The 24555-nt window shown below is 49.8% G+C and carries 23 protein-coding genes; 9 read left to right on the plus strand and 14 right to left on the minus strand.

Going from position 1 to position 24555, the window contains the following annotated elements:
• Window positions 1-1035: 1035 nt before the first annotated feature.
• Together KNP02_RS08950 and KNP02_RS08955 are read right to left on the minus strand one after the other, a co-directional pair.
• Window positions 1036-2226 carry a spr1629 family repressor/antitoxin gene (locus KNP02_RS08950; protein WP_214708656.1) on the minus strand — a complete coding sequence of 397 codons (1191 nt, stop codon included), beginning with the start codon at window positions 2224-2226 and terminating at the stop codon, window positions 1036-1038.
• Window positions 2227-2250: 24 nt separating this feature from the next.
• Window positions 2251-3006: a spr1630 family ClpXP-sensitive toxin gene (locus KNP02_RS08955; RefSeq protein ID WP_214708654.1), complete on the minus strand. Its 756-nt coding sequence runs from the start codon at window positions 3004-3006 to the stop codon at window positions 2251-2253.
• 394 nt (window positions 3007-3400) lie between these two features.
• On the opposite strand from KNP02_RS08955, the gene KNP02_RS08960 reads away from it, so the two are divergent.
• Window positions 3401-4096, plus strand: a complete 696-nt coding sequence (locus KNP02_RS08960; RefSeq protein WP_034777482.1) for a queuosine precursor transporter — start codon at window positions 3401-3403, stop codon at window positions 4094-4096.
• Between the two features lie 31 nt (window positions 4097-4127).
• Here the strand turns inward: KNP02_RS08960 and KNP02_RS08965 are convergent, their stop codons facing one another.
• Window positions 4128-4376 carry a hypothetical protein gene (locus KNP02_RS08965; RefSeq protein WP_034777481.1) on the minus strand — a complete coding sequence of 83 codons (249 nt, stop codon included), beginning with the start codon at window positions 4374-4376 and terminating at the stop codon, window positions 4128-4130.
• Window positions 4377-4522: 146 nt separating this feature from the next.
• Between KNP02_RS08965 and KNP02_RS08970 the strand changes: the two genes are divergently transcribed.
• The 3 genes from KNP02_RS08970 (at window position 4523) to KNP02_RS08980 (ending at window position 5991) form a co-directional block, all read left to right on the plus strand.
• On the plus strand, window positions 4523-4879 hold the full coding sequence (locus KNP02_RS08970; RefSeq protein WP_021067352.1) for a PilZ domain-containing protein: 357 nt from the start codon (window positions 4523-4525) through the stop codon (window positions 4877-4879).
• Between the two features lie 87 nt (window positions 4880-4966).
• The gene (locus KNP02_RS08975) at window positions 4967-5599 is read left to right on the plus strand and encodes a hypothetical protein (protein ID WP_138859467.1); all 633 of its coding nucleotides are present in this window, start codon (window positions 4967-4969) and stop codon (window positions 5597-5599) included.
• Between the two features lie 119 nt (window positions 5600-5718).
• A complete protein-coding gene (locus KNP02_RS08980; protein WP_235420191.1) occupies window positions 5719-5991 on the plus strand; it encodes a hypothetical protein in 273 nt (90 codons plus the stop codon).
• Between the two features lie 69 nt (window positions 5992-6060).
• On the opposite strand, the gene KNP02_RS15010 is transcribed toward KNP02_RS08980, so the two are convergent.
• Window positions 6061-6195 (minus strand): hypothetical protein, encoded by a 135-nt coding sequence (locus KNP02_RS15010; protein WP_034777478.1) that lies wholly within the window; start codon window positions 6193-6195, stop codon window positions 6061-6063.
• Window positions 6196-6251: 56 nt separating this feature from the next.
• The gene (locus KNP02_RS08985; protein ID WP_214708652.1) at window positions 6252-8915 is read right to left on the minus strand and encodes a cation-transporting P-type ATPase; all 2664 of its coding nucleotides are present in this window, start codon (window positions 8913-8915) and stop codon (window positions 6252-6254) included.
• A 251-nt stretch (window positions 8916-9166) separates the two neighbouring features.
• Here KNP02_RS08985 and KNP02_RS08990 point away from each other — a divergent pair, with 251 nt between their 5' ends.
• The gene (locus tag KNP02_RS08990; protein WP_214708650.1) at window positions 9167-10201 is read left to right on the plus strand and encodes a PTS sugar transporter subunit IIC; all 1035 of its coding nucleotides are present in this window, start codon (window positions 9167-9169) and stop codon (window positions 10199-10201) included.
• Between the two features lie 40 nt (window positions 10202-10241).
• Here KNP02_RS08990 and KNP02_RS08995 read toward each other — a convergent pair whose 3' ends face one another.
• The 4 genes from KNP02_RS08995 to KNP02_RS09010 form a co-directional block, all read right to left on the minus strand.
• On the minus strand, window positions 10242-11285 hold the full coding sequence (locus KNP02_RS08995; protein WP_214751506.1) for a lipid II:glycine glycyltransferase FemX: 1044 nt from the start codon (window positions 11283-11285) through the stop codon (window positions 10242-10244).
• A 231-nt stretch (window positions 11286-11516) separates the two neighbouring features.
• The gene (locus KNP02_RS09000; RefSeq protein WP_214708646.1) at window positions 11517-12515 is read right to left on the minus strand and encodes a Gfo/Idh/MocA family oxidoreductase; all 999 of its coding nucleotides are present in this window, start codon (window positions 12513-12515) and stop codon (window positions 11517-11519) included.
• Window positions 12516-12575: 60 nt separating this feature from the next.
• Window positions 12576-13064: a GNAT family N-acetyltransferase gene (locus tag KNP02_RS09005; protein ID WP_138859472.1), complete on the minus strand. Its 489-nt coding sequence runs from the start codon at window positions 13062-13064 to the stop codon at window positions 12576-12578.
• A 79-nt stretch (window positions 13065-13143) separates the two neighbouring features.
• Complete coding sequence (locus tag KNP02_RS09010) at window positions 13144-13569, minus strand: OsmC family protein (RefSeq protein WP_214708644.1); 426 nt, start codon at window positions 13567-13569, stop codon at window positions 13144-13146.
• A gap of 39 nt (window positions 13570-13608) precedes the next feature.
• On the opposite strand from KNP02_RS09010, the gene cls reads away from it, so the two are divergent.
• The 4 genes from cls to istB all read left to right on the plus strand — a co-directional run bounded on the left by cls (window position 13609) and on the right by istB (window position 18664).
• Complete coding sequence (cls, locus tag KNP02_RS09015; RefSeq protein ID WP_251129234.1) at window positions 13609-15108, plus strand: cardiolipin synthase; 1500 nt, start codon at window positions 13609-13611, stop codon at window positions 15106-15108.
• A gap of 233 nt (window positions 15109-15341) precedes the next feature.
• Complete coding sequence (locus KNP02_RS09020; RefSeq protein ID WP_138859475.1) at window positions 15342-16247, plus strand: GGDEF domain-containing protein; 906 nt, start codon at window positions 15342-15344, stop codon at window positions 16245-16247.
• A 267-nt stretch (window positions 16248-16514) separates the two neighbouring features.
• The gene (istA, locus tag KNP02_RS09025) at window positions 16515-17951 is read left to right on the plus strand and encodes an IS21 family transposase (protein WP_029595511.1); all 1437 of its coding nucleotides are present in this window, start codon (window positions 16515-16517) and stop codon (window positions 17949-17951) included.
• The gene (gene istB, locus KNP02_RS09030; protein ID WP_029595512.1) at window positions 17948-18664 is read left to right on the plus strand and encodes an IS21-like element helper ATPase IstB; all 717 of its coding nucleotides are present in this window, start codon (window positions 17948-17950) and stop codon (window positions 18662-18664) included. Before istA ends, istB begins: the two co-directional genes overlap by 4 nt.
• 374 nt (window positions 18665-19038) lie before the next feature.
• Here the strand turns inward: istB and KNP02_RS09035 are convergent, their stop codons facing one another.
• From KNP02_RS09035 to KNP02_RS09055, 5 genes are all read right to left on the minus strand, one after another.
• Window positions 19039-19560, minus strand: coding sequence for a GNAT family N-acetyltransferase (locus tag KNP02_RS09035; protein WP_138859476.1), 522 nt, complete (start codon window positions 19558-19560; stop codon window positions 19039-19041).
• A 133-nt stretch (window positions 19561-19693) separates the two neighbouring features.
• Complete coding sequence (locus KNP02_RS09040) at window positions 19694-21601, minus strand: PTS fructose transporter subunit IIABC (RefSeq protein ID WP_214708640.1); 1908 nt, start codon at window positions 21599-21601, stop codon at window positions 19694-19696.
• Window positions 21598-22527, minus strand: a complete 930-nt coding sequence (gene pfkB, locus KNP02_RS09045) for a 1-phosphofructokinase (RefSeq protein ID WP_214708639.1) — start codon at window positions 22525-22527, stop codon at window positions 21598-21600. The genes KNP02_RS09040 and pfkB overlap by 4 nt, the downstream gene beginning before the upstream one ends.
• A complete protein-coding gene (locus tag KNP02_RS09050) occupies window positions 22524-23270 on the minus strand; it encodes a DeoR/GlpR family DNA-binding transcription regulator (protein ID WP_214708637.1) in 747 nt (248 codons plus the stop codon). Before KNP02_RS09050 ends, pfkB begins: the two co-directional genes overlap by 4 nt.
• A gap of 139 nt (window positions 23271-23409) precedes the next feature.
• The gene (locus KNP02_RS09055; RefSeq protein WP_214708635.1) at window positions 23410-24321 is read right to left on the minus strand and encodes an alpha/beta hydrolase; all 912 of its coding nucleotides are present in this window, start codon (window positions 24319-24321) and stop codon (window positions 23410-23412) included.
• Window positions 24322-24555: the final 234 nt, after the last annotated feature.

Genomic DNA, 24555 nt, shown 5'->3' on the forward strand with positions numbered 1-24555 from the left:
GTCCGCCGGTTCTTCGTACCGTCGAGCGCATATCGTTTCTCCTTCCAACTGGAGAATAAAGAACCCCCTAGCTAATACACATCCATGTGTATGCTACAGTCTTTAAGACAACGTAATTCTCATGACCAGACCTTTCTCCAGCCAGTTCTCTGCACCCTCCAAGTACCATACTAGTTAAGACAAGGAAAATGTTTAAATCTCTTCTTCGGTATGCATCTCTGTTTGTCGACGCTAGTCTTAATCTTGGTAACATACTTTTCCGCGTCGCATAAGTATACAAGAATTATAAGCTTTTAGAACACGGTGTGACTGAATCAGGTATCAGTCTTTACTCTTGGAGCAATCAGAAAAACAAGAAAACTCATAAGTGTTGAATTCGCCACTGACCCGTGTAGCGAATTTTTCTAGCGCTTATTAATCGACCACGGCAGATAAATGTAAAATTCGTCACTCCACTCAATTTCATCGTACTCCTCAGCTTTAAATTGTTTGATCCACTTTGTCATTTTCGATTGTATGTACCGTTTCGTCTTATCAATCAAATAATTCCAGATTCAATTATCCCCTTTGGTGGGGCACATCAACACGCGGGTATATTACGTTTTTGTGAGTTTCTTGCTTAATTACATTAAAGATTTTATAATATATCCGTCAAATTTCTTAGTTGATCTCAAGTTGCTTCCTCCATGTTTTGTTTACATCAAGCAAAAAACGAATTATCAGGTATTGCGACTATTTGCGGGATACTCAATCGCTACCCAAGGAGAGGACCTGCTTCTCTGGTCTTTAATTCACACAAAAAGCCATCGAATCTGCTCAATGGCTAACATTACCTGACAATGATTTAGTTTTGAATAAAAAGAGATTGACGCAATCACTTACAGTAAGTGCACACCTCTACAATCCAATAGTTACAAACATTTGATGATTAGAATATCAACATTGGATTACTTTATTCGCATGATTAAAAGCTAACTTTATAAGATAGGTTTAAAAGTACTTTAAAGTTCAAACCTAACCTCTACATAATTAACCTTACTTCAATCTTACTATTTTCTGAAAATCTAAACTAACCGTTTCTTCATTCCTTTTATATTTAGCAAAAAATTCCCTTGAGATTCCAGTCAATAAATGAAGATACTCAATGTCCACAGAGTATTTAGCCTCAGTTAATTCATTGAGTGTAATTACTTTATTTTCGAGCAAAAGTTTGAGAATACTTTCAATTTTAGACGGCTTAAAAATAGGTATTTCGTAATCCAATGGTTCAGACTTTTTATAACCTTTTTTTGTGATTGATCTCCAAAAGTAACTATATTGTTCTTGAGTTAGTAAACCCAATCTTTTTGCACGAATAGCCATTGCTTGAATTGATACCAGCCATTTTGTTTTCAATTCAATATAAGAGTCTGGATTTGATTTTCTGATTAAAAAATTAAAATCATTTGTGAATTCTTTAACAGGTAAAAGGAATGCACCTGCGAATAAATCAGCCTCTTTTTCAATATCGGAATATGTTTTCTTATCTAACTCTGTAAAATAGGCATTATGGTGTAAGATTAGATGACCTAACTCATGCGCTAAATCAAAATTCCTGCGGACTGCAGATTTTTTCAAATTACCGAGAACGATGTAAGGAATATCAGTTTTAGTCCAAAAACTGTAAGCATCAATCTTTTCACCAATAGATTTTTCAAACACATATACTCCTGACTTTTCAATATAAAAAATTAAATTTTTATTTGAAGTATCTGGTATGCTCAAGACTTCTCTAGTGTATTGTGCAATTTCATTTATTGCATCTACCCTGTTTCCAATGTCTAAATCTTTCATCATATTCTGAGCATATGACCTTAAATGACCAATTTGGCCCATTGGTAATGAAACTTTCGAAGTAATGAACTCTACAAACTCATTAAGAAATTCACAGTGAAGTGATTCACTTTGAGTTTTTGAAACCGAGTTGATTTCTTCAGAACGATATGCAATTGAATGAGGCTCAACTTTTTGTTCAGACTGTTTAGATAAAATATCAGCCTTGTAGAAATACTTACTTTTTACATGAAATATATTCTTCAATTCATTAATAGTCTCTAGTTTGGGCGAACTGACCCCATTTTCATATTGCCATATGGATTGTTCAGAAACACCCACGAGATCAGAGAGATGTTTTCTTGAAAAACCAAACATTACGCGGAGGTTTCTTAATGACTCGCCGACAAACATCCCATCTCCCTCCTTACTTAATTATCATTCTTCCATCTCTTCTCCTGGTAAAGTAATGTTGAAATCAAAGGCAGTAAATTCTGTCTCTTCCTCATTACCTTCTACCGCAGAGTAGTCGATGTCATTCATGTCTACAGAACTTGTCCCCATAAAGTGAGTCAAGTCGTTTACTAAGTACGCTCTTCTATTTAACGGATTTGGCATAACATGACGAATCTCTTCAATTTGATTGGCTTCATCTATTGAATAAGTGATGATATGGAATTCGCTCACTTCTTGAGACAAGTCTTGCGCCGTTTCAATGCTGCTCTCGGGATTCACAAAACCAAGTTCGATTTCAAGTTGCTCGGAGATAGTTTCCGTAGAATCACCACTATCAGTAAAGTTTACATTTCGGTTTGAGTTCGATAACTCTAACAAGTAATTTGTTCTTCGACTTGTAGAAGTCTGACGAGGTGTACGTGGTCGATCAAATTGCTGTTCATTAAAATAACGGGCATTCCGTACAATGAATATTCGGTTTCGATTCTCTTCTTGATGACGAAACTGTAGATATCCCCATGTATGACCAGCTCTTGCAGGACTAAAAATCAATCCCAAATCTTCTACTTCCACTCCCGTATGATGATCAATATGATTCCCTTTTACCCAGGCATAAGCACCACTAATTGTTAATTCTTCTCTTTTTTGAGCTCGTTCACGTATATAGCTTCTGTAGCCTTTAAGGATTCCATCAACAATCTTTTGGTTCAATTCATCATCAAAACGGTACTGGCGCATCATATTTCCTCCCTGAACATAGTGTAAGTAACTATGAATATTGTACAATATAATATTTTAAATGTATAGTTTTTGTACATTTTTCGGATTTTTTTTAAAGTTTTATAACTCATTGAAAATAAATATTTAACTAAATGCTTTTAAACCTTCTTTCTAAGAAGCACAAACTCACACGTTTTCAGGAAATTTAATATTTCCGCAAACTCTTAAGCTAAAAATGTTATTACTCAATCGCGAGTTCTATTCTCGTCGGAGGCATCAAATGAAGCGACCTTCCCTTATCAGGACAGGTCGCTTTTTCTTTTAGTCATGGAAACTGTCTTGACACGGTTTCCGTTCCTCTATAAACTTGTAAAGTTGACAGAATGAATGATTTGGAAGGAGTACGATCCCCATGCTCAATGAATGGTTATGGATTCCTTCTGCCTTGCTCACGCTCGGTCTGCTCGTCCTCAGTTATAAGCTGTTCGGACGCGTCGGACTGTTCGCCTGGATTGCGATGGCCTCGGTCGTCGCCAACATCCAAGTGACGCAGCAGATTGTAATCGGTGGTTTCATCTTTACTCTCGGGAATATCGTCTACGGTTCCCTTTATTTAGCGACTGACATTTTGAATGAAAAATATGGTCGTCACACCGCCCGTAAAGGCGTCTGGCTCGGCTTCTTCATCTTGATCGTCTCGACGGTGCTCATGCAATTCGCACTGCTCTATGAGCCGTTCGAAGAGGCGCTGTTCATGCATGAGAGTTTCGAGGCGCTGTTCTCGATGCTACCGCTCATCACGCTCGGTAGTCTCGCGGCGTACCTCGTCTCACAGCTGTTCGACGTCTTCATCTATTCGAAGATTCGTGCCAAGACCGGTGAGAAGAAACTGTGGCTCCGGACGACCGGTTCGACCGTCGTCTCACAGTTCATCGACACGCTCACGTTCTGTACGATTGCCTTCTGGGGCATGGAATGGGACATCTGGTGGAATATCTTCATCACGACATACGTCGCCAAGTTCATCATCGCTTGGATGGCGACGCCGTTCATGTATTACGCAAAACGGACCGTCCCACAGGAAGACGAGACAGAAAAAGCAGCCTAAACAAAACCGCGAGCCCATCGGCTCGCGGTTTTTACTTACCTTTGATATGAAGCCGCACCGCATAAGGGCGTGCATCTTCAAGCGACGATTTCTCCCGACAAACGGTGAGCGCCACGTACGCGTCGATGGCGAGCGCCTCGATGGCCTCGTCCGTCGCCTCGACCTCTAGTATGGTGTAGGGCGGCAGTTGCTCCAACTTGACCCACTGCCCGTGTAGATTTTTCGCGTAGATGATTGGTTCGTCGATCGAATAGCGTCGGAGTAAGTCCTTGACGTTCATACGATCCCTCCTCTATCCACTCTGTCTTCTCATTATAGAAAGCGATTGCATTTCTGTAAACCGCGCTTCCTAAATTTTGGTGCATTCAACGCTTCACGATTCGCCAAAAATAGCCGATAATCAAGGTAGAGAAATGAGGTGAACCGATGCGCTATCGACGACAAGAAACGTTTCGATATATTTTACCGAACCCCCGCTTCATCCCATATCGCCTCATCTGGGAAGACAAAGAACTTCATGACGGGGAAGCACAACTGCTCAATATCAGCGCCCACGGTCTGAAGATGCGGTGCGACTACTTATTTCCACTTTCTGAAGGATTGAAAGTCCAAGTCAAACTTGACCTCGTCCCGTTGATTCAACCGCTCGACCTGACAGGTCACGTCCGGCACCGCGGACAAATGGGGAGCCTGTATGATTACGGGATTCGACTTGAGTCAGACTCAGACGAGACCCAGCAACTCGTGACGATGATTAAAGCGTATGCTCGTGAAAACCAATGAGAACGTGTCGATTGCCACTTCTCATTTTTTGTTCGCTTGATTCCGGGGTATACTAAAAGAAACAGAGACAGACTCGAGGTGTAGGGCATGACTAGAAAGTTTTTACTCATTCCGTGGGCCGCTGCGATCGCCATCGCGCTCCTCGGTCCGAATGAACCGTTCTCGAGCCGGTTTTTGCTCGATTTCATCACGTATAATACGGACGCCTATGAAGGGTATTCACTTTCCCTTTTCAGCATCCTAGGCGTTTATCCGCTCGCCTTGTTCCCGCTTCTTTGGTCCGAGGTGAACCAGTTGCGCCCGAACCCGCTCTTACCGGCAGCGACCGGTTTCGTCGTCGGCGGCTTCATCATCGCCCCGTACTTAGCGTTCGCGCGGCAGTCGCCTTATCCGACACCGATAAAACCGCTCCCGACACGATTGCTCGGGGTGTTGCTCTTGCTCGTCACGATCGGCTTGTTCATCGCCGCGTCGACGACCGGGAACGTGGCCGAGTATTGGTCATACGTCGAACAGAACCAGTTCGTCCGGACGATGACGGTCGATTTCTTCTTGCTCGCCTTCATCCAAATCACGTTGATGAATCGGGATGCCAAACGTTATAAGATGAGTTTGTGGCCGCTGCCTTACATTCCCTTGTTCGGTTTGTTGTTCTGGCTGATCATTCGCCATAAACAACCGTTCAACGAGGCACCGCCAAGCCGACAAAAAATGAAATGAACCGAGCCCCTTTCGCATTCGCGTTAGGGGCATTTTATCGAAAATGGGATGACGGTTCCCAAATCGGGCCAGCTCCTATATACTGAGAATTCAGCTTACAGACGAAAGAAGGTACACATATGAGATTTTTTAAAGTGATGACGCATACGAACGATAAAGCCGAAGAGATCATCTTGAGCGAATATTTCAAGATCAATGACAAACAGGCCGATCAATTTTTGAAAGACACGCTCGAGCTCGACATGTATGACCAGAAAGTGACACTCAAAGAATGTCAGGTCGCGAAAGACCGTTGGGAGTGCCCAGTCGGAGATTTCGTTGTCGTCGAATACTTCAATGAAAAAGAGTTCGACAAAATGAATGAGTTTCGGACCCCGGCACCGAAAAAATAATGCCATAAAAAAGCTTTCCGATTTTTGTCGGAAAGCCTTTTTTGTGGATACTCCCTCATTGAAGTCTCCTTATTTTGATTCTTTGTCGTCTTCTTCAGGTGCCGGGTCCGGATGTTGCGTCGGAGCCGGTTTTGTAGCCGGGTTTGATTCCTCATCCGGTACCGGGTCCGGGTGAACCCCTGGTTGTGATTCATCACGTTTCATTGAGCATCCCTCCTCTGCATAATGGACTAATTCCACATTAGGCAGTGTGCAAAACATCAGTGTATGTCTTTGTTGCCGATCACACGACGCGAGATGGCTTTCTCGATTTCGACGATGACAAAGACGATGAGACCGAACGCGACCGGATAAATCCAGTCTTGCAGTTCAAGTGGTGCCGTACCGAACAGCGTGTGCATGAACGGGACGTACGTAATGAACAGCTGGAGCCCGATCAAGAGTGCCGACACGAGGAAGGCGATCTTGTTGTCAAAGAAGTGACGGTTGAACGCCGGCGCGAGCTCGGTCCGACAGTTGAACAAGTGGAACAGTTGCGCCATGACAATCGTATTGAGCGTGATCGTCTGCAACTTATCGGTCGAGTAATCGAAATCGCCGAGCATATAGTTGATGACTAGACTACCGCCCCCGATTAAAATCGAGACGAACGTGATGCGGAAGACGTAGTAGCGACTCAGCAACGGCACGTTAGCGGGACGCGGTGGCCGTTTCATCGTGCTCTCTTCGAGCGGCTCGAAGGCGATGGCGAGCGAGAGCGTGATGGCGACGACCATGTTGACCCAAAGGATTTGGACCGGACTGAGTGGTGCCGCGGCGCCCAATAAGATACTCATTGCGACGAGGAGTGCTTGTCCCCCGTTTGTCGGTAGCAAGAACAAAATCGTCTTCTTCAAGTTGTCATAGACGCGACGACCTTCACGGACGGCGTTGTAGATCGTCTTGAAGTTGTCATCGACGAGGACCATCTGCGAGGCCTCTTTCGCGACTTCCGTTCCTTTGATCCCCATCGCGACCCCGATGTCGGCCCGTTTCAAGGCCGGTGCGTCATTGACACCATCTCCGGTCATCGACGTGATTAAGCCGTTCTGTTGCAATCCTTTGACGAGACGAAGTTTATCGTTCGGGCTCGTCCGGGCGAAGACGTCATTATGAACCGACGCCTCTTTGATTTCTTCGTCGGACATGTTCGTCAATTCTTTCCCTTCGAGGGCGCCCTCGACTTCCATACCGAGTTCTCGGGCGATGGCGACGGCCGTGTCTTTATGGTCGCCGGTGATCATCTTGATACGGATCCCCGCGTCACGGCAAGCCGCGACCGCTTCGATTGCTTCTTGACGTGGCGGATCGACGATGCCGTAGAGGCCGAGGAATGTGATGCCGTTCTCGACGTCTTCATGGTCGACCGTCTCTTTCGAGGCGTCGACGCGTTTGAAACCGCCCCCGAGCACGCGTTGTCCGCGGTCGGCAATTTCTTTTCGTTTTTCATCCCAATAGGCACGGTCGAACTCCGTGTCTTCCGCCATATCGAACAGGCGGTCCGGTGCCCCTTTGATGAAGATCATCCGCTCTCCTTTATAGTCGACGAGCGTCGCCATATATTTGTACTCCGAATCGAATGGAATCTTCGAGATGACGTCCAAACGTTCGATCGGCCGCTCCGCTTTTTCAGCGAGCGTGAGCAAACATGCTTCCGTCGGGTCACCATTGACGACCCATTCGCCGCCCTCTTCATACAGCTGGGCGTCGTTACATGTTTTCCCGACCGTGAGAAGGTCGATCATCGACTCATCATCATCTAAATCGAACGGTTGACCGTTCAGTTCTAAATCACCGTCCGGGGCGTATCCACTCCCTGACACTTCGATGTCGTGTTTGGCCGTGACGACTTGTTTGACGGTCATCTCGTTTTTCGTCAACGTCCCGGTCTTATCGGTACAGATGACCGATACGGCTCCGAGCGTCTCGACCGACGGCAAGCTGCGGACGATGGCTTTTTTCTCAGCCATGTTCCGGACACCGAGCGCGAGGATGATCGAGATGACGGCCGGTAATCCTTCTGGAATGGCGGCGACGGCAAGACCGATCGTCGTCAACATCAACTCGATCGGGTCAAAGTCACGGACGAAGTAACCGAACGCGTATATGATGACCGAGATGACGAGGATGGCGATGGATACCGTCTGACCAAACTTCGTCGTCTGGCGGATGAGTGGCGTCTTGACCGTCTCGACTTCAGCAATCGAGGCGTTGATTTGGCCGAGCTCCGTGCCTTCTCCGATGGACGTGACGATTGCTTTCGCACTTCCTGTCGCCACGCTCGTACCCGAATAAATCATGTTCTTGCGATCACCGAGGACGGCGTCTTCCGGTACGACTTGAATTTTCTTCTCGACCGTCGTCGCTTCACCTGTCAACGCCGATTCCTCGACTTTGAATTTCTCGGCTTGAATGACACGGGCGTCAGCCGGCACTTTATCACCGGCGGCAAGGACCAAGATGTCCCCGACGACGAGGTCGCTCGAGTCGACTTGGATTTGCTTGCCGTCACGGATGACGCTCGCTTTCGTCTCGAGTAACTTTTTGATGCCTTCTAACGCTTGCTCGGCCTTGTTCTCTTGGAGGTAACCGACGACCGCGATAATCGTCACGACGAGCACGATGACGATCGTATCGATGTACTCCCCTAAAAAGCCGGTGACGACAGCGGCACCAAGCAAGACGAAGACCAGAATATCATTGAATTGACGCAAAAATTTTATGATTTCAGGTGTCTTCTCTTTCTCGGGCAGCACGTTTTTCCCGTACTGTTCCTGTCGACTTGACACTTCCCCTTTCGACAGACCGCTGGATGTGTCTGTCTCGAGCGAACTCTTTACCTCATCCGGTTCGAGTGCGTGCCAATTTTTTGTCTCCATCTGCATCTCTACTCCTCCTTGATCATTCCTAGTATGAAAAGTCGTTCCCCTTTCTCTTCCCACTCCGGACCGTACTGACACATCTGAGCTTGTTTTTTCGTAAATTTTACAGCCGATTCCGTTCACAATTTTCCAATTCTTGAGTTGGAAACGCTACCATATAAAAAGTCGTGTCAGATGGATGAAATGGCTTTACAGAACCGTTCGAATGGTTAACTATAGAGGAAATATACAACAGAGAGAAAGAGGTACACCGTATGGTCATTATTCAAGGGATCGCACTTTTACTGTTGATTCTTGCCTTATTCACGTTATTCAGTTACAAAGCCCCGTTTGGAATGAAAGCGATGGGCGCCTTGGCCGGCGCCGCCATCGCCAGTTTCTTGGTCGAGGCGTTCAACGCTTACGCCATCGGCGGTTTGCTCCCGCTCCCTTTATATGAGGAAGTCGGACAGGCGGCCGGTTCATTATCAGGTCCGGCCGCAGCGGCGCTCGTATCGATCGCACTCGGGATCAATCCGGTCTACGCGCTCATGCTCGGTCTATCGGTCGCCGGCTTCGGCATTCTTCCTGGCTTTTTCGCCGGATACATTCTTGCCCTTGTCGGTCGTAAACTAGACCGGCATTTACCGGCCGGTGTCGACATGATTTTCTACGTGATCGTCATGGCTCCGCTCGCTCGCCTTGTGGCGACAGGAGTCGATCCGCTCGTCTCGAACACATTGTCGCAAATCGGTGCGGTCATCGAACTTGCCGCGACGCAAAACCCCGTCGTGATGGGACTTGTCCTTGGTGGGATTGTCACAGTCGTCTCGACGTCGCCACTCAGCTCGATGGCACTCACCGCCATGCTCGGTTTGACGGGTGTGCCGATGGCCATCGCCGCCCTCGCGTTGACAGCGTCGATCTCGATGAACTTCTTGCTGTTCAAGCGTTTGAACATCGGGACGAAGAAAGATCAACTATCGGTCGCGATTGAACCGCTCACGCAAGCCGATCTCATCTCGGCGAACCCGATCCCAATCTACAGCGTCAACTTCGTCGGTGGCGCCATCGCCGGACTCATCGTCGCGATGACCGGCATGGTGAACGACGCGCCAGGTTCTGCTGCCGGGATTCCGGGATTGCTCGTCATGTACGGCTTCAATGATTGGCAGACCGTGACCGTGACGGCGCTCATCTTGTTCGGCGTCGGCATCGTGGCCGGACTCGTCGGCAGTAAACTGTTCAGTAATTTCCCTATCACTCGCCAAACCGAAAAAATGGCCGCTCCCGACGAAGAGGCCGCTTGATACAAAAGGTTCTCACTCCATCTCGAGTGAGAACCTTTTGTTATCGTTCTGCTTGCACCTCGGCGACCGTCTCTTCGACCGGTGTCCGATAGAGTGGAAAGAAATCAGATGGTCCGTAGCGGAGCAAATGGTCTTGATTCAACCGGTGGTAAACCGCCTCATCGAGCACGGACTGTCCGATATAGTATGTGAGCGGCTCATCCCCTGAGAAGCTCTGCTTAAAGTCATAGAGCGCATCTTCCCCGGTCGCTCCGCCACCGAGATGTACGTATGCTTTCTCTTTCTCGGCCGCGCGGCGGATCATCTCGCGGAACAAGAAATGGTTCGGTCGCAGCGCCAAGTAGTTCGCGTCCGAGCCTCCGAGATGATAATGCGCCCCATCGTCCCCGAACAACATGAACACGCCTGCCACGATGACGCCCTCATGGACAGCGAATAACAGCTCCGTTTCGCATGTATCGCTGTTCCACAGGTCCTCGAAGTATCGGTCCGAGAAATAGTACGCCTCGTTCGCTGCTCGACGGTCCATCGTCGCCCGATAAAGGCGGATGAATTCACATAGTTCATGGGTCTGCCCTTGTACCGCCGTCACTTGTTCACGGATAGCCCGCTTCACGTTTCGTTTCGTCATTTTACTGAAGCGTTGCTCAAGTTGGTCGAACGGGTCATCGAGCCGGACGTGCACCGTTTGACGAATCGGGACGGCTTGGCCAAAGGCACGCATCAAATCATGGTCGAAGCGGCAAGGATGATATCGAATCGTCTCAGTAACCGTGGCTTGATTCTCAGGACGTTTTAAAAAGAGACGTCTAGCCTCTGCGACGTCTTCGTTCGAAAAGTTGCCTTCACGGAACGGACCGCCATAGCCATACGCCGTCACGAGATCATCATGACGATGTGCAATTGGACGACGGATGTACGGATACAGCAAGATGCCGTCCTCTTTGGCCGCGATATACAACTCAGGCTGCTCGCCCGGTTCACAGTTGGCCAATACATAATCGTAATGATCGTACGAGTCACAACTGACCTCCCGTAACCAGTTCTCCCACGCCCATCGATTTTTCACAATCTGATTGAACATCATCCGTTCCCCTCTTCCTATAAGTCGTCATTGTTTGAAGTGTGACAGGACAGTCTGGAGTCGTTTCCTATGTCCTGTTCCCATTCAAAGCTGACTATTTGAAGGAGGGGAATAGCTTTTTGTTGTTAACAAACATGAAGCGAGTTTGTTCGTTCACAATAAAATCATAACGATTTCTTTGAGATTTTAAAAAGGACGACCTCGCCAATGGCATCAGGTCGTCCTTCATGATTATGACTTGAAGTCGAGTACACGTTGAAGCCGTGATGCTTCACGAGCCGTTTCGATGACTCTCGTCGTCAAGAGCGCTTCCCGAAGCGGCACGAGCGGATGACGTGTCATATAACTATCCGCCAGCGCCCGGTAGAAGGACAAATACTCACCTGCTTCGATGTCGATTGTCGCTTCAACGTCTGTGACGACCGTTCCACTCTCACGGTCGGGACATCGCACTTCCCCGTTCCGGAGACACGCCTCTTGCGGATCGAGTCCAAACTTCAAGAAACTGCCTTCCGTCCCGTGCACTTCGAACCGCGGCGCCTCGACGGCTATGAACGGGTTCGAACGCAGATATACCCGTTTTTCTCCATAATACAGGGTCAGATGGAAGCCGTCGTCAGACTGACCTCCTTCGCGTTGAATCATAACATCTGCCGACACTTTGTCAGGTGCACCGAACAAGACGAGCGCTTGATCGATCAAATGGCTACCGAGGTCAAACAATATCCCTGCTCCCGGCCCCGCATTCTCGCGCCACCGATCCCGGACGACCGGACGGAACCGGTCGAACCGTGACTCGATCACTTTCCAATCGCCGAGTCGTTTTTCCTCGAGCAGTCGTTTGACCGTCAAGAAGTCTCCGTCCGTCCGTCGATTATGGAAAACGTTGACGATTCCGGCACTGGCCTGTTCGCGTGCAATCAACGCCTCTCCTTCCTCTGTCGTCAAGAACGCAGGCTTCTCGACGAGAACATCCTTCCCTTCCTGTAAACAACGTTCCACCATGTCCTTATGTAAATGGGACGGCGTCGTGACGATGAACAAGGTCGCCTCAGTCGCGAGAGCCTCGTCTAGCGTTGCATATACCGCGACATCGCCAAGTACGGCTTGTACGTCCTCAGGTCTTGATGAGACGACACCGGCGATCTGGAAGTCATCCAGCTCCTGTAAAAATGGTAAATGAAATGTCGTCGCGGAAAAACCGAAGCCGACAAGAATCGTTTGAATCATACCGTTCTCCTCCTATCCATTCGCCTCTCAGTATATCAAAAAAAGGAGTCAATCGACCCCTTATGCACTGACACTCTCATCCATGCTGTATTCAAACGTGTTATACCCGTCCCGTGAGTCCACGAAGACGAAGCCAAACCGTGGATAATAACTGTTCAAGAAATCATTATCAGCCACACAATCAAGCCGGACCGGCTCCTGTGTGTCGGCTTCACGTAAGACGTGCTCCATCAGTTGTTGACCGACGCCTCGCCCTTTCAGCCGTTCACTGACAACGATTCGATGGATGTATTGACCGCGCTCGCCATCTTCCCATAAGCTATGGTCCCAGTCATCTGCCGGAAGTAAGGCGATCGAGGCCAATACCGATCCATCTTGCTCGTACACATATACATATCCCGAGGTGATGTCTGTCTGCACCCGGTCTATGAGGTCTTGCTCCAAATATTCCGCCCATTGATCGCTACCTTGTTGTTTTAGCGCTACGGCTCGTTGTTCGATTAGGTCCGCGATGTGTTTGGCATCGCGTTTCGTCGCGAGTCGAATCATAACGTCCTCCTTTGTATTACAGTATTTGAAATACAAATATAACGGACCGTTTCGACTCTTTTCAACCATCCTGCTCACATTACGTAAATGGGACGACCTCGCCGCCGTTCAATCGATAGCTGTACGTCATCGTCGCGTTCAGACTGTGCGACACCGAACAGTAGCGGTCGACGGACAACTCGATGGCGCGGCGGACCCGTTCTTCGGGCATATCCCCTTCGAGGACGTATAAGATGTGGATGGCCGTGAACTTCTTCGGATGTTCCGTCGCCCGGACCCCGTCGACTTCCATCTCGAACCGCTCGAGCGGCAACCGCATCTTATGAAGAATCGAGACGATATCGATCCCCGTACAAGCGGCCGTCGCCTGCAGGAGCATCTCGGTCGGACGCGGACCCGTATTGAGACCACCGACGTCTTCTCCGGCGTCAAGCGTCACATTATGACCCGAAGGCGTCGTCGTCTGAAACGCCATCCCTTGTTTCCAATTCACTTGTAAATGCATCTTTGTCTCCTCCTTATGTTTCGATAGCTTACTATTCCCTTGAATGATGTATTATTAATCTATGTAAAGAAATTGTCGTTAAGGAGTTGGTCGGTCATTATTAGTTGGGGGCTGTATATCGTCCTCGGTTTGAATTTATTGTTCGCGTTAGCCGTCATCTTTGCGGAGCGCCGCGATGTCGGGGCGACGTGGGCGTGGCTTCTCGTCTTGTTCTTCTTGCCAATTATCGGGTTCATCATCTATCTCTTCCTCGGCCGACAGTTGAAGAAGGACAACTTCTTTAATTTGAGCGTCGAAGAGCGCTCGTTCCATGCCCTTCAAGTCGACAGTCAAATCGAACAGATTCGCCGGAAAGAGACCGCCTTGGCTCAACCTGTGTTCGAAAAGTACGAGCAACTGCTCGAGATGAACTTACGTTCGTCGAAGTCACTCATCAGCGTCCATAACAAGTCTGCCATCATGCATGATGGCGAACAGAAGTTCAAAGCGCTCATGGACGATATCCGAAGCGCCGAGACCGAGATCAATATCCAGTATTACATCATTCAACGGGACGCGCTCGGCAAGGCGCTGATCCATGAACTGATTGAACGCGCCAAGGCGGGCGTCAAAGTCCGGCTGTTATATGATGCCGTTGGTTCGCGCAGCCTCCGTGACTCCGACTTTAAAGAGCTGATCGCCCACAACGGCGAGGTCCGCGTCTTCTTCCCGCCGACGCTCGGATTGATCAACTTCAAGTTAAACAACCGCAATCACCGCAAAGTCGTCATCATCGACGGCAAGATCGGTTATGTCGGTGGCTTCAACGTCGGAACCGAATACCTCGGTCTCGTCGAGAAGTTCGGATACTGGCGTGACACGCATCTCCGCGTCGAAGGGGACGTCGTCTACCATTTGCAACATCGATTCATTCTCGATTGGAACTATTCAGCCAGCAAACGTCATGACCCGGAGAACTCATTCTGTTTCGCACGCCACGACATCAAGGACAAGTCGCCGATGCAAATCGTGACGAGCGGACCGAACTCCGACACGGAACATTTGAAAAACATGATGATCAAGATGATCATGTCGGCGAAACATCGTGTCATCATCCAGACGCCTTATTTCATCCCGGACACGAGCTTCATGGACGCCTGTAAGATGGCACTTTTGTCCGGCGTCAAGATGGACATCATGATTCCAGGAAAGCCCGACCACCCGTTCGTCATGTGGGCGTCGCTATCGTTCCTCGGCGAATTGCTCGACTACGGGGCGAACGTCTATATGTACGGGCAAGGCTTCCTACACGCCAAGACGCTCGTCGTCGATGATGAGATTTCGACCGTCGGGACGACGAACTTGGATGCCCGCAGTTTCCGATTGAACTTTGAAGTGAACGCCGTCATTTATGATCAGCGGGTCGCGCTCGAACTCGCATCACTGTTCGAGTCAGACGTCGCCGTCAGCCGCAAATACACGGTCGACGACTATGCGGCCCGGAAATGGACCGTCCGGATGCGCGAAGGCGTGTCACGATTGCTCAGTCCAATCTTATAAGTTTTGATCACGCTAACTACCCCATCGTATCGGCCAAGTATGCCAACGCGATGGGGTATCTTTCTATTCGTAAGTCGAGAGCTATGTACTCACACCAAGCTGTGTCGATTTCTCGTCATATTCTAAAATTTGCTAGCATTTAAAAGAATACTCGCTAGTTTCTTCCCGAATTAGGGTATAAAGTATCAGTACGAACGTCCTACACTACCGCTTCGGCTAGGAAAGGAGGAAGTATGCGTTCACGCATATGTCATACAATGGCTGATCAAGAACGGACTCATCATGACACTCACACCACGAAACCCGATCCTTCCTCATGGGACCAGCTCCCGATCGGCCTGTTCGCATTCAATCGTGACGGGCAGATCGTCAGCTATAACGAATCATTCGTTCATTTACTCGGGATGCTTCCGACCTCGATTGTGATGTTCGAGCGATGTAGTTCTTCTTCGTTCGACTTCTCAGGCGCCATTCGGAACGTCTTGAACGGGGAGACGATTCGCATGGCCGGCTGGTATAAAGCACCAGAACGGCAGGCTCGCTTCATCCAAACGACGATGTCTCCGAGTTTTTCCGCGGACGGACAACTTGACGGCGGCGTCGGCATTTTAGAAGACGCGACCGAGCAACGTCGTTATGAAGAACGCATGGAACACCTGTCCTCGCTCGATCCGCTGACAGAGCTGTATAACCGGAAGAAAGTCGGGGACGTTCTCTCGTCGACGGCTCAGGAGACGGTCGACACAAGGGCGCCCGCCGCTGTCATCATGCTCGATATCGACTATTTCAAACTTGTCAACGATACGTTCGGCCATCCGACCGGAGACCTCGTCTTACGTTCGATTGCCCAACTACTCAGGCGCAACATCCGCAAGTCGGACTCGATCGGCCGCTGGGGTGGTGAGGAATTTTTAATCGTCGCCCCGCAGTCAACGCTTGCTGACGGTGTGCAACTCGCCGATAAGCTCCGACAAAAGATTAACGCCGAGCCGTTCGGTCCCGTCCCGCGCGTCACTTGTTCGTTCGGTGTCAGCGCCCTTGAAGATGGGAAGACGGTCGAACAGGCGCTTCAAGATGCCGATGAGGCACTGTATATTGCCAAGAACCGCGGCCGGAATCAAGTGTCGAGCAAGCGATAGTTTTGAAAAAGGATGCGTTCGTGCATCCTTTTTTTGTGGACAGACGATTCCGTCAAGTTGGCTTGCCTTTACAAACTTGAGGTAGATGATGCCAGAGCATTCAATCGGTCATCAGTCTGTGTAATGCAAAATAGGAGTGCAGAAGTGTGCAACGGAAACGTACACAACTCTGCACTCCTATTTTAGAAAAGAAAAAGGACTTGCCAGCAACCATAATCTCACCCTAACGTTTAAGTTGCGACACAAGAACGTTAGGAGATGGAAGGAATGCTAGCAATGTCCGATATCAATTGTATCAAATATCTGAGAAACCACAAATCACATTCGATCAATCGAATCGCTAAAAATCTAGACCTCAACTGGAGGACGGTAAAAAAATACGCGGATTCAGCTCAACTGCCGAGTGAAACCATTCGCCCCAAGAGAGGCATGATGTACGGAACGAAATGGGGCGAGATGGTCGAGGATTGGTTGACCGAGGATCAAATGCTTCAGAAAAAGTTAAGACGAACGAATAAAAAGCTTTATGAAACGCTGGTGGCGAACGGATTCGAGGGTTCTTACCGGACGGTCTGCAATTTCATCAAGAGCTGGCATATGACGAGCGAGGAGGAAAACGACACAAGGCAAGAACGATTGCAACACCCTCCGGGTGAGGCACAGGTAGATTTCGGGACGATGGAAGTCGTCAAAGATAGTCATGCGGTCGATGTAAAATGCCTCGTCATGAGCCTGCCCTTCAGTAACCGCACAGCAGCTGTCGCCCTGCCCGCAGAAAACCAAGAGTGCTTTTTGACGGGACTCAAAATGCTTTTTGAAGAAATCGGTGGTGTACCGCAACAGCTCAGAATCGATAATCTCCCCGCCGCAGTCATCCAACCACGAACGACAAAAGAAGAGGCGATCTATACAGATGCTTTCCTGCAGTTCATGGCACATTACGGCTTCCAAGTTCAAAGCTGTAATCCTTACAGAGGTAACGAGAAAGGAAGTGTCGAGAACAAGGTAGGATACGTTCGGTACAATTTTCTTGTCCCAGCCCCTGTCATGCATGATTACGATTCGACGAACCGGCAACTCGCAGCTTCCCTACGGGATGACATGGAGAGAGTGCATTACGAAAAGCATGTGCTGATCCGTGAGTTGTTCGAAGAAGAGCAGAGACATCTATTGCGATTGCCGCAAGAAGACTTCCCCGTCTTCAAAGAAGAACTGTTCAAGGTGAACAAGTACGGCGAAATAACGATCGATAAGACGAAAGTCTTGATCCCTTCAGGGGCTCGTCATGGGCAAGTACGCGCCATCTTAAGGTGGGATTCGATGAAGATTCTCTCACTTCACGGAGAAATCCTCTACGAAGAAAAACGTCCCTACATGATGACAAAGCGTGCGCTCCCATGGGAAAACATCATCAGCACTTGGCACAAGAAGCCGAGAAGCTTCGGGCACTCCCGTTATTCCGAATATCTGCCGGGTAGAATCAAAGAGTACCTGGGCGTACCCAACTTACTCGTTCGGCAGGAAAGACTGGCCTGGATCCGAGCCAAGCTCGCACTCTATCCAATCCTCGAGATCAATGAACGCCTATACGAGCTACTGAGCGAGGACGACGATCCAGCCGTGGTTGAGGACCATCCTTATGATGTGGATTGGAGCAAGTACGATAGCCTGAATCGGCCTTGGGGAGAAGGTGGTGCAGTATGAGCCTAAAAGAAATGTGCAAATCGCTCCGCCTTGCCTATGTCGCTGAAATCTATGAATCGATTCCAACGGAATCCCCTGAAAAGTTTCTCACGGAGCTTTTCTCGATGGAAATGCGCCTCCGCGAGGAAGCGAAAGCGCAACGGTTAATCAAAAAGGCAAAATTCATCAACAATAAGTCACTAGACGACTATCATTGGGGCAATCACATCTACTTCCCAAAGCATTTAGATAAGGACGAACTGACCTCACTGAATTTCGTCGAGCACTCACAGAACGTCGTTCTGACAGGGTCCCCGGGTACAGGAAAGACCCATTTGGCCATCGGGCTCGGGAGAGAAGCTTGTCACAAAGGTTATGAGGTGAGGTTCTTCCGGGTCTCTGAACTCGTCGAGCAACTTAACAAGGCCTGGCGGGATGGAAAACTAGGCAACTTCCATTCTCGTCTCGAGTCGGCAGATATGATTATTTTAGATGAGATGGGATATCTCCCTCTCACAAAAGAATCTGCGGAACTTCTGTTTCATCTCATCACCGACTGGTACGAGCGAAAGAGCCTGATCATCACATCCAACCTTGAGTTCAGCCAATGGAATCGCATCTTTGGCGACGCGCGCTTGACTGCGGCACTCGTCGATCGCGTCATCCATCACGCTCACATACTAAACTTTACAGGTGACAGTTATCGTGTCACGCATGCGTTGTCGAAACACTAAAACCCAGCTGGCAAAGTTCTGTACTTTTCGTTGCATTATTGTGCACATTTGTATTGCAAAATACAATCAGTCAGTGAAACATATTTGTGAAAAAAACAAAAAGGGATGATCGTCTGCCTCGAACAGATTCTCATCCCTTTTTCTAATTCGTATGTTAAAGCGTGATACGAACTCCTTCAACTCTTCTGCCATATGCGCAAGTGAGTTCGCAGATTGCGCAATCTCTTCCATCGAACCGAGTTGGTTCTCCGTCGTCGCCACTTGCTTCGAGGCTACCGAGTTCTCATTGGCGATAGGTCAACTTGCTTGCTGTCCTTGCACGGTCATCCCCCTTATCCATAAAAACGGACGCGATCTGCTCTGGCGGCGTCCGTTCATGCGCCGACGATGGCGTCGTGATTCCCTTTCGTCCACCCGTAGGCGACTTCGCGCAGAGCGAGTTCCCCGAACAAGCGCTCTTTCGCATCGATGACTTGCCCGTCACGTTGCTCATAGAACGTGCGGTAAGGGTTCAATTCGAGCGCCCAAATGATGAGCCCGTGATTCGACATCGCTTGAATCGCTTGCTCCAGCAATAGCGAACCAATCCCGTTACGCTGATGGTCCTCTAGAATGTAAATCGCATAAATCTCATTCGGATGGTCCGGATATTCGCCCGTCCGTTCTTCCCCGTAAAGAACGAACCCGACGATTTCCTCTTCGACGATGGCGACAAACCCTTCGACTTCTCGTTTCGCGAGGGCGCTGCGGACCTTTTCAGACCACTCGATTGCGTTCGAACCGAGCTTCAAGAGAAAGTCGGCCGGCACAATTCCCCGATAGGTTGTGCGCCATCCGTTCACCCTCACCCGCGCAATCCCGTAAGCGTCTTTTGGCTCGGCTTTCCGTATGAGCATCCGTACCCCCTCCTTAGCGTAAGTTTTACAAGTATTTTACCACAAATCACCCAATCGAAATCAGACTTCTTCCAGATTTGACTGACAATCATTTGACAAAAAACGACCGTAGGAAATCCTACGGTCGTACTGGTCAAGCGACGTTACGCGTTGTTGTAGCTTGCGTCTCCGTCAATGGTTTTTTCAAGAATGACAAGAGCAGTGCTCCAATCAAGGCTCCGGCAAGAATCGCGAGGGCGTAAAGACCCATGCTCATGACGACGTTTCCAGCTCCTTCAAGAAGTGGGAAGACGAAGACTCCACCGTGTGGCGCTGGCAATTGGATGGCGAAGAAGGCTGACAATCCACCTGCAATCGCAGATCCGAGAATCGCTGACGGCAATACCCGAATCGGGTCGGCCGCTGCAAAAGGGATGGCCGCTTCCGTGATGAACGAGGCACCCATGATATACGCTGTCTTCCCGGCTTCACGTTCTTGTTTCGAGAACTTTTGACGGGCGAACACAGTCGAAGCGAATGCGACGAGAAGCGGTGGTACCATCCCACCGGCCATGACAGCTGCCATGATTTCTTGGTTACCGGCAGTGAGTGCAGCTGTACCAAAGACGTAGGCTGTTTTGTTGATCGGACCACCCATATCGACGGCCATCATTCCACCGACGATAACACCGAGCAAGATGGCGTTGGCGCCGCTCAGGCTGTTCATGACATCCATCAACCATGTCATGAAGGCTGCGATCGGTTTATTGACAACGAGTAACATGATCATACCGGAAATAAATGACCCAAGTAACGGATAGAGTAATACCGGTTTAATTCCTTCAAGCGAGGCCGGTAGTTTAGAAAGTGCTTTAACCAAGAAGAGGACGACATATCCGGCAAGGAAACCAGCGATGAGTCCGCCGAGGAATCCGGCGCCACCTTGACTGGCTAATAAACCAGCGACAAGACCTGGTGCGAGACCTGGACGATCGGCGATTGACATCGCGATGAAACCGGCAAGAATCGGGACGAGGAAGCTAAAGGCTGCCCCACCGATTGTGTTGAGTTGTGCCGCAAATTCATTGAATGACGGGTCATCCGGGTTTGCCGAGTTGATGCCCCAGAAGAAGCTGATGGCGATCAAGAGACCACCAGCGACGACGAGTGGGAGCATCGCGGATACACCGCTCATCAAGTGCTTATAGATGCCTGTGCGCTGTTCTTTCGTCCCACCTGACGAACCGGTTCCGCGATACACCGGTGCGTCTTGTTTGACAGCCCGATTGATCAACTCTTCTGGCTTCCGGATGCCTTGGGCGACCGGGACTTCGATGACATGTTTTCCGGCGAACCGGTCCATCTCGACGGCTTTATCGGCCGCGACGATGATGGCAGTCGCTTTCGCGATATCGGCCGCTGTCAATTCGTTTTTGACACCGGTCGAACCGTTCGTCTCGACTTTGATGTCAACTCCCATAGCCTCTGCTTTTTGCTTCAAGCTATCGGCAGCCATGTACGTGTGCGCGATACCCGTTGGACAAGCCGTGACAGCAAGGATGTAAGGTGCGTCCGCTTGAACCGGTTTCGAAGCAACAGGAGCCGCCTCAGCCGCTTCTTTTTCTTCGATGGCCCGAATGACGTCATCTTCTGACGTGGCCGCATAGAGACGTTCTTGGAACGCTGGATCCATAAGGAAGACAGATAATTTCGAAAGTGTTTCCAAGTGTTCGTTATTGGCGTGTTCTCCGGCCGCTATCATGAAGAACAAGCGGCTGTCTTGGCCGTCGAGTGCTTCGTAATCGATGCCTTCCGAGCGTCCGAAGGCGATGGCCGGTTGTTTGACGGCCTTCGTCTTCGCGTGCGGGATGGCGATCCCTTCACCGAGTCCGGTCGTACTTTGTGCCTCACGCGCGAGGATGGCGTCGCGATAGCCGTTACGGTCCGATAGTTTGCCAGCGCGGTCGAGCACGTCGACGAGTTCTTCGATGACTTCGGCTTTCGAACGGCTGCGGAGATTCAGTTGAATCGTGTCCTTTTTAAGAAGGTCCGTGATGTTCATGTTGTTTCCTCCAATCGAGATAGTGGGGTGACGCTGACTTCGCCGACCAAGCGGTCCACGTCTTCTTTTGTGCACAGCCCGAACGTATATGCAGACGCGCTGCCGGTCGTGACCGCATAGCGGAACGCTTCGGTTGCGTCGTGGTCGAGAATGTTGGCGACGAATCCGGCGACGAGTGAATCACCTGCGCCGACCGAGTTGACGAGTTTGCCGCTCGGTGTGTTCGCCGTATAGGCGCCTGAACTGTTGACGAGCATCGCACCGTCACCGGCGAATGAGACGATGACGTTTTGAGCACCGCGTTCGACCAACTGCTCCGCATACGGGAGCGCCTGTTCGAACGTCTCGATGTCTGTATCGAACAGTTCACCGAGTTCATGGTGGTTCGGTTTAATCATGAGCGGTTTGAGCGCGAGCACTTCAAGCATCGCTTCTTTCGTCGTATCGACGACAAACTCGGCACCGTTCGCGCGGACCGTCTCGGCGAGCGTACGGTAGAGCGTATCCGGCAAGTTGCCCGGGATGCTTCCAGCGAGGACGACGATGTCGCCCGGTTGGACGTGATCGAATTGACGCGTCAATCGGTCAAGTTCCGTGTCCGAGATGACGGGACCGCTCGCGTTCAATTCCGTCTCTTCTTGCGCCCGGATTTTGACGTTGATCCGCGTTTGTCCGTCGACTTCGACGAAATCGGTTTGGACGCCTTTGTCCGTTAACGCCTTCTTGATGAAGTCTCCAGTCGTACCGCCGACGAATCCTAACGCGACCGTGTCGACATCGTATTCGCGTAAGACGAACGCGACGTTGATTCCTTTTCCGCCGGCACGCTGTGTCGTCTCTTGAATCCGATTGACTTCACCGAGGACGACTTCAGGGAGAGTGACGTAGTAATCGATTGAGGGGTTGAGGGTTAATGTGTAAATCATTGGGCGTTCACCACCTTTGTGATTGATTGGATTGAGCTGATGTATGGCGTGTCACCAAATGTGACGAGTGTGGCTGCCTCGAGTGATGCCACACGGCTGAACGAACGTTTCCCGAATTTTGAATCGTCCGCCAAGATATACGCCTTACGGGCCAAGTCGATCGCTGTCTTTTTGACGAGTGCCTCTTCCGGGTCCGGGGTCGTGTACCCGGCTTCTAAGTCGACGCCGTTAATTCCGAGAAAGGCGAGGTCGACCCGATAGTTCATCATGCTCTCACGAGCGTTATAACCGACGAGCGCTTGTGTCGAACGTTTCAACTCGCCGCCGATCACGAACGTTATAATATCGAGATCGAACAAGTCGTTGGCAATCGGTAAACTGTTCGTCACGACGATGACATCTTTTCCGTTTAAGAAAGGAACCATCGCTTGCGTCGTCGTCCCGGCATCGAGATAGACGGACATCCCGTCTTCGATGAATGTCGCGGCCTTCCGTGCGATCGCGACTTTTTCATCGATGTGTTGATCTCGTTTCTCCTCGAACGTCGGCTCTTCTTCGTAGCGGGCCACGAGCGTTGCACCGCCATGAACCCGTTCGAGATAACCTTCAGCTTCAAGGTCGGTCAAATCCCGGCGAATCGTCGACTCCGACGATGCCGTCAACTCGACCAATTCTTTCAATTTGACGATCTTTTGCTCCGACAGACGTTGCAAAATCAGTTGATGTCGTTGTTTCGTTAACATCGTATTCCCTCCGTAGCTCTAATATAAAGCGTTTTCATTTAAAAAACAATCATAAACATTCAAAAACATTCATCTTTTTTTACGTTGTCACAATTATAACATAAAAAACGGTCACTTAATGACCGTTTTTGGTGGTTCGTTATCGTTTCATCAACCAATCGTTCAATTGATGGATGAGTTCGGGATGGAGCGGTGCCTCGATGGCGTCCCGGTATTCCTTATGGAGCGTGAGGAGCGAGTGCGGGCTCGTCCGCTCGACGAGCAAGTGGTTCATGTCGTGAATGATGTGGCTGTCGACGTCCCCTTTCGTCCGAATCGAATGGACGTGCTCCGGTGGGACTTGGACGTCACGGTCGCCGGTGAGAGCGAGCACGGGAACACGCACATGTTCGAGCCGCTCCCGGACGTCATAGGATGAATGCTCGCGAATCCACTTGGCGTTGACGACTTGCCCGCGGTATTTGAACGCGGCGACGTTCGTCCGCAGTGACCGTTCGAGCAAATCGTCTTGGCGCTGGCGAATCTTCTTCGGGACGCCGGTCAATCGATAGAACACGCCCTTGAGTCCTTTCACCGAACCGACTTCAGTTGCGAGTGCGTCGGCTTGCAGCAAGAACATCTTCTTCGAGGAATCGTTGAATCCGGCGAGAAGGATCAGCCCGGCCGCATTCGTCTCGAGCTGAACAGCCGGGGCGATGACGGCCCCTTCGCTGTGGCCGAGCACATACATATCCCCTGCGTCCGGCTCCTGTTTGATGGCGTTGACGACGGTGATCGCATCTGTCACCAAATCGTGCAGCCCGACTTTATTGAAATCACCGTCCGATGCACCGATGCCTTGTTTGTCATAGCGGTAGACGTTGACACCCATCTCAAAGAGCGCCTCGGCCAGCTTTTTATATGTGCCGAATTGGGATGATCCCAAATTGCCGTCCCGGTCGCTCGGCCCGCTCCCGCTGAGCAGGACGACCGTCTTTCGGGGTTGTTCGTGGGTCAGCCATGTGCCAGCCAATTGTCCATAATTCGTTGTCACGTTCAGTTGTCGTTCCATTATATCGCCTCCCCTTTCATCATACCGGACATGATGTCGTGTATCGAGCAAAACAAAAGGTCGAGTTCGTCTGATGTTTCGACGTTTTGGAGCAAACTGTTAAACAGATGAATCTCTCGTAACAAACATGATTATACGAAAGGATAATTATTCCATTTGTCGAAAGGTCTGGTTATGATTGTGCGTCTAATTTACGTCACGTAGTAATCGTTTACTGGAACTTCAATTTCAATC

It is taken from the genome of Exiguobacterium sp. s40 (assembly GCF_018617905.1).
GTDB classification, from domain to species: domain Bacteria; phylum Bacillota; class Bacilli; order Exiguobacteriales; family Exiguobacteriaceae; genus Exiguobacterium; species Exiguobacterium mexicanum_A.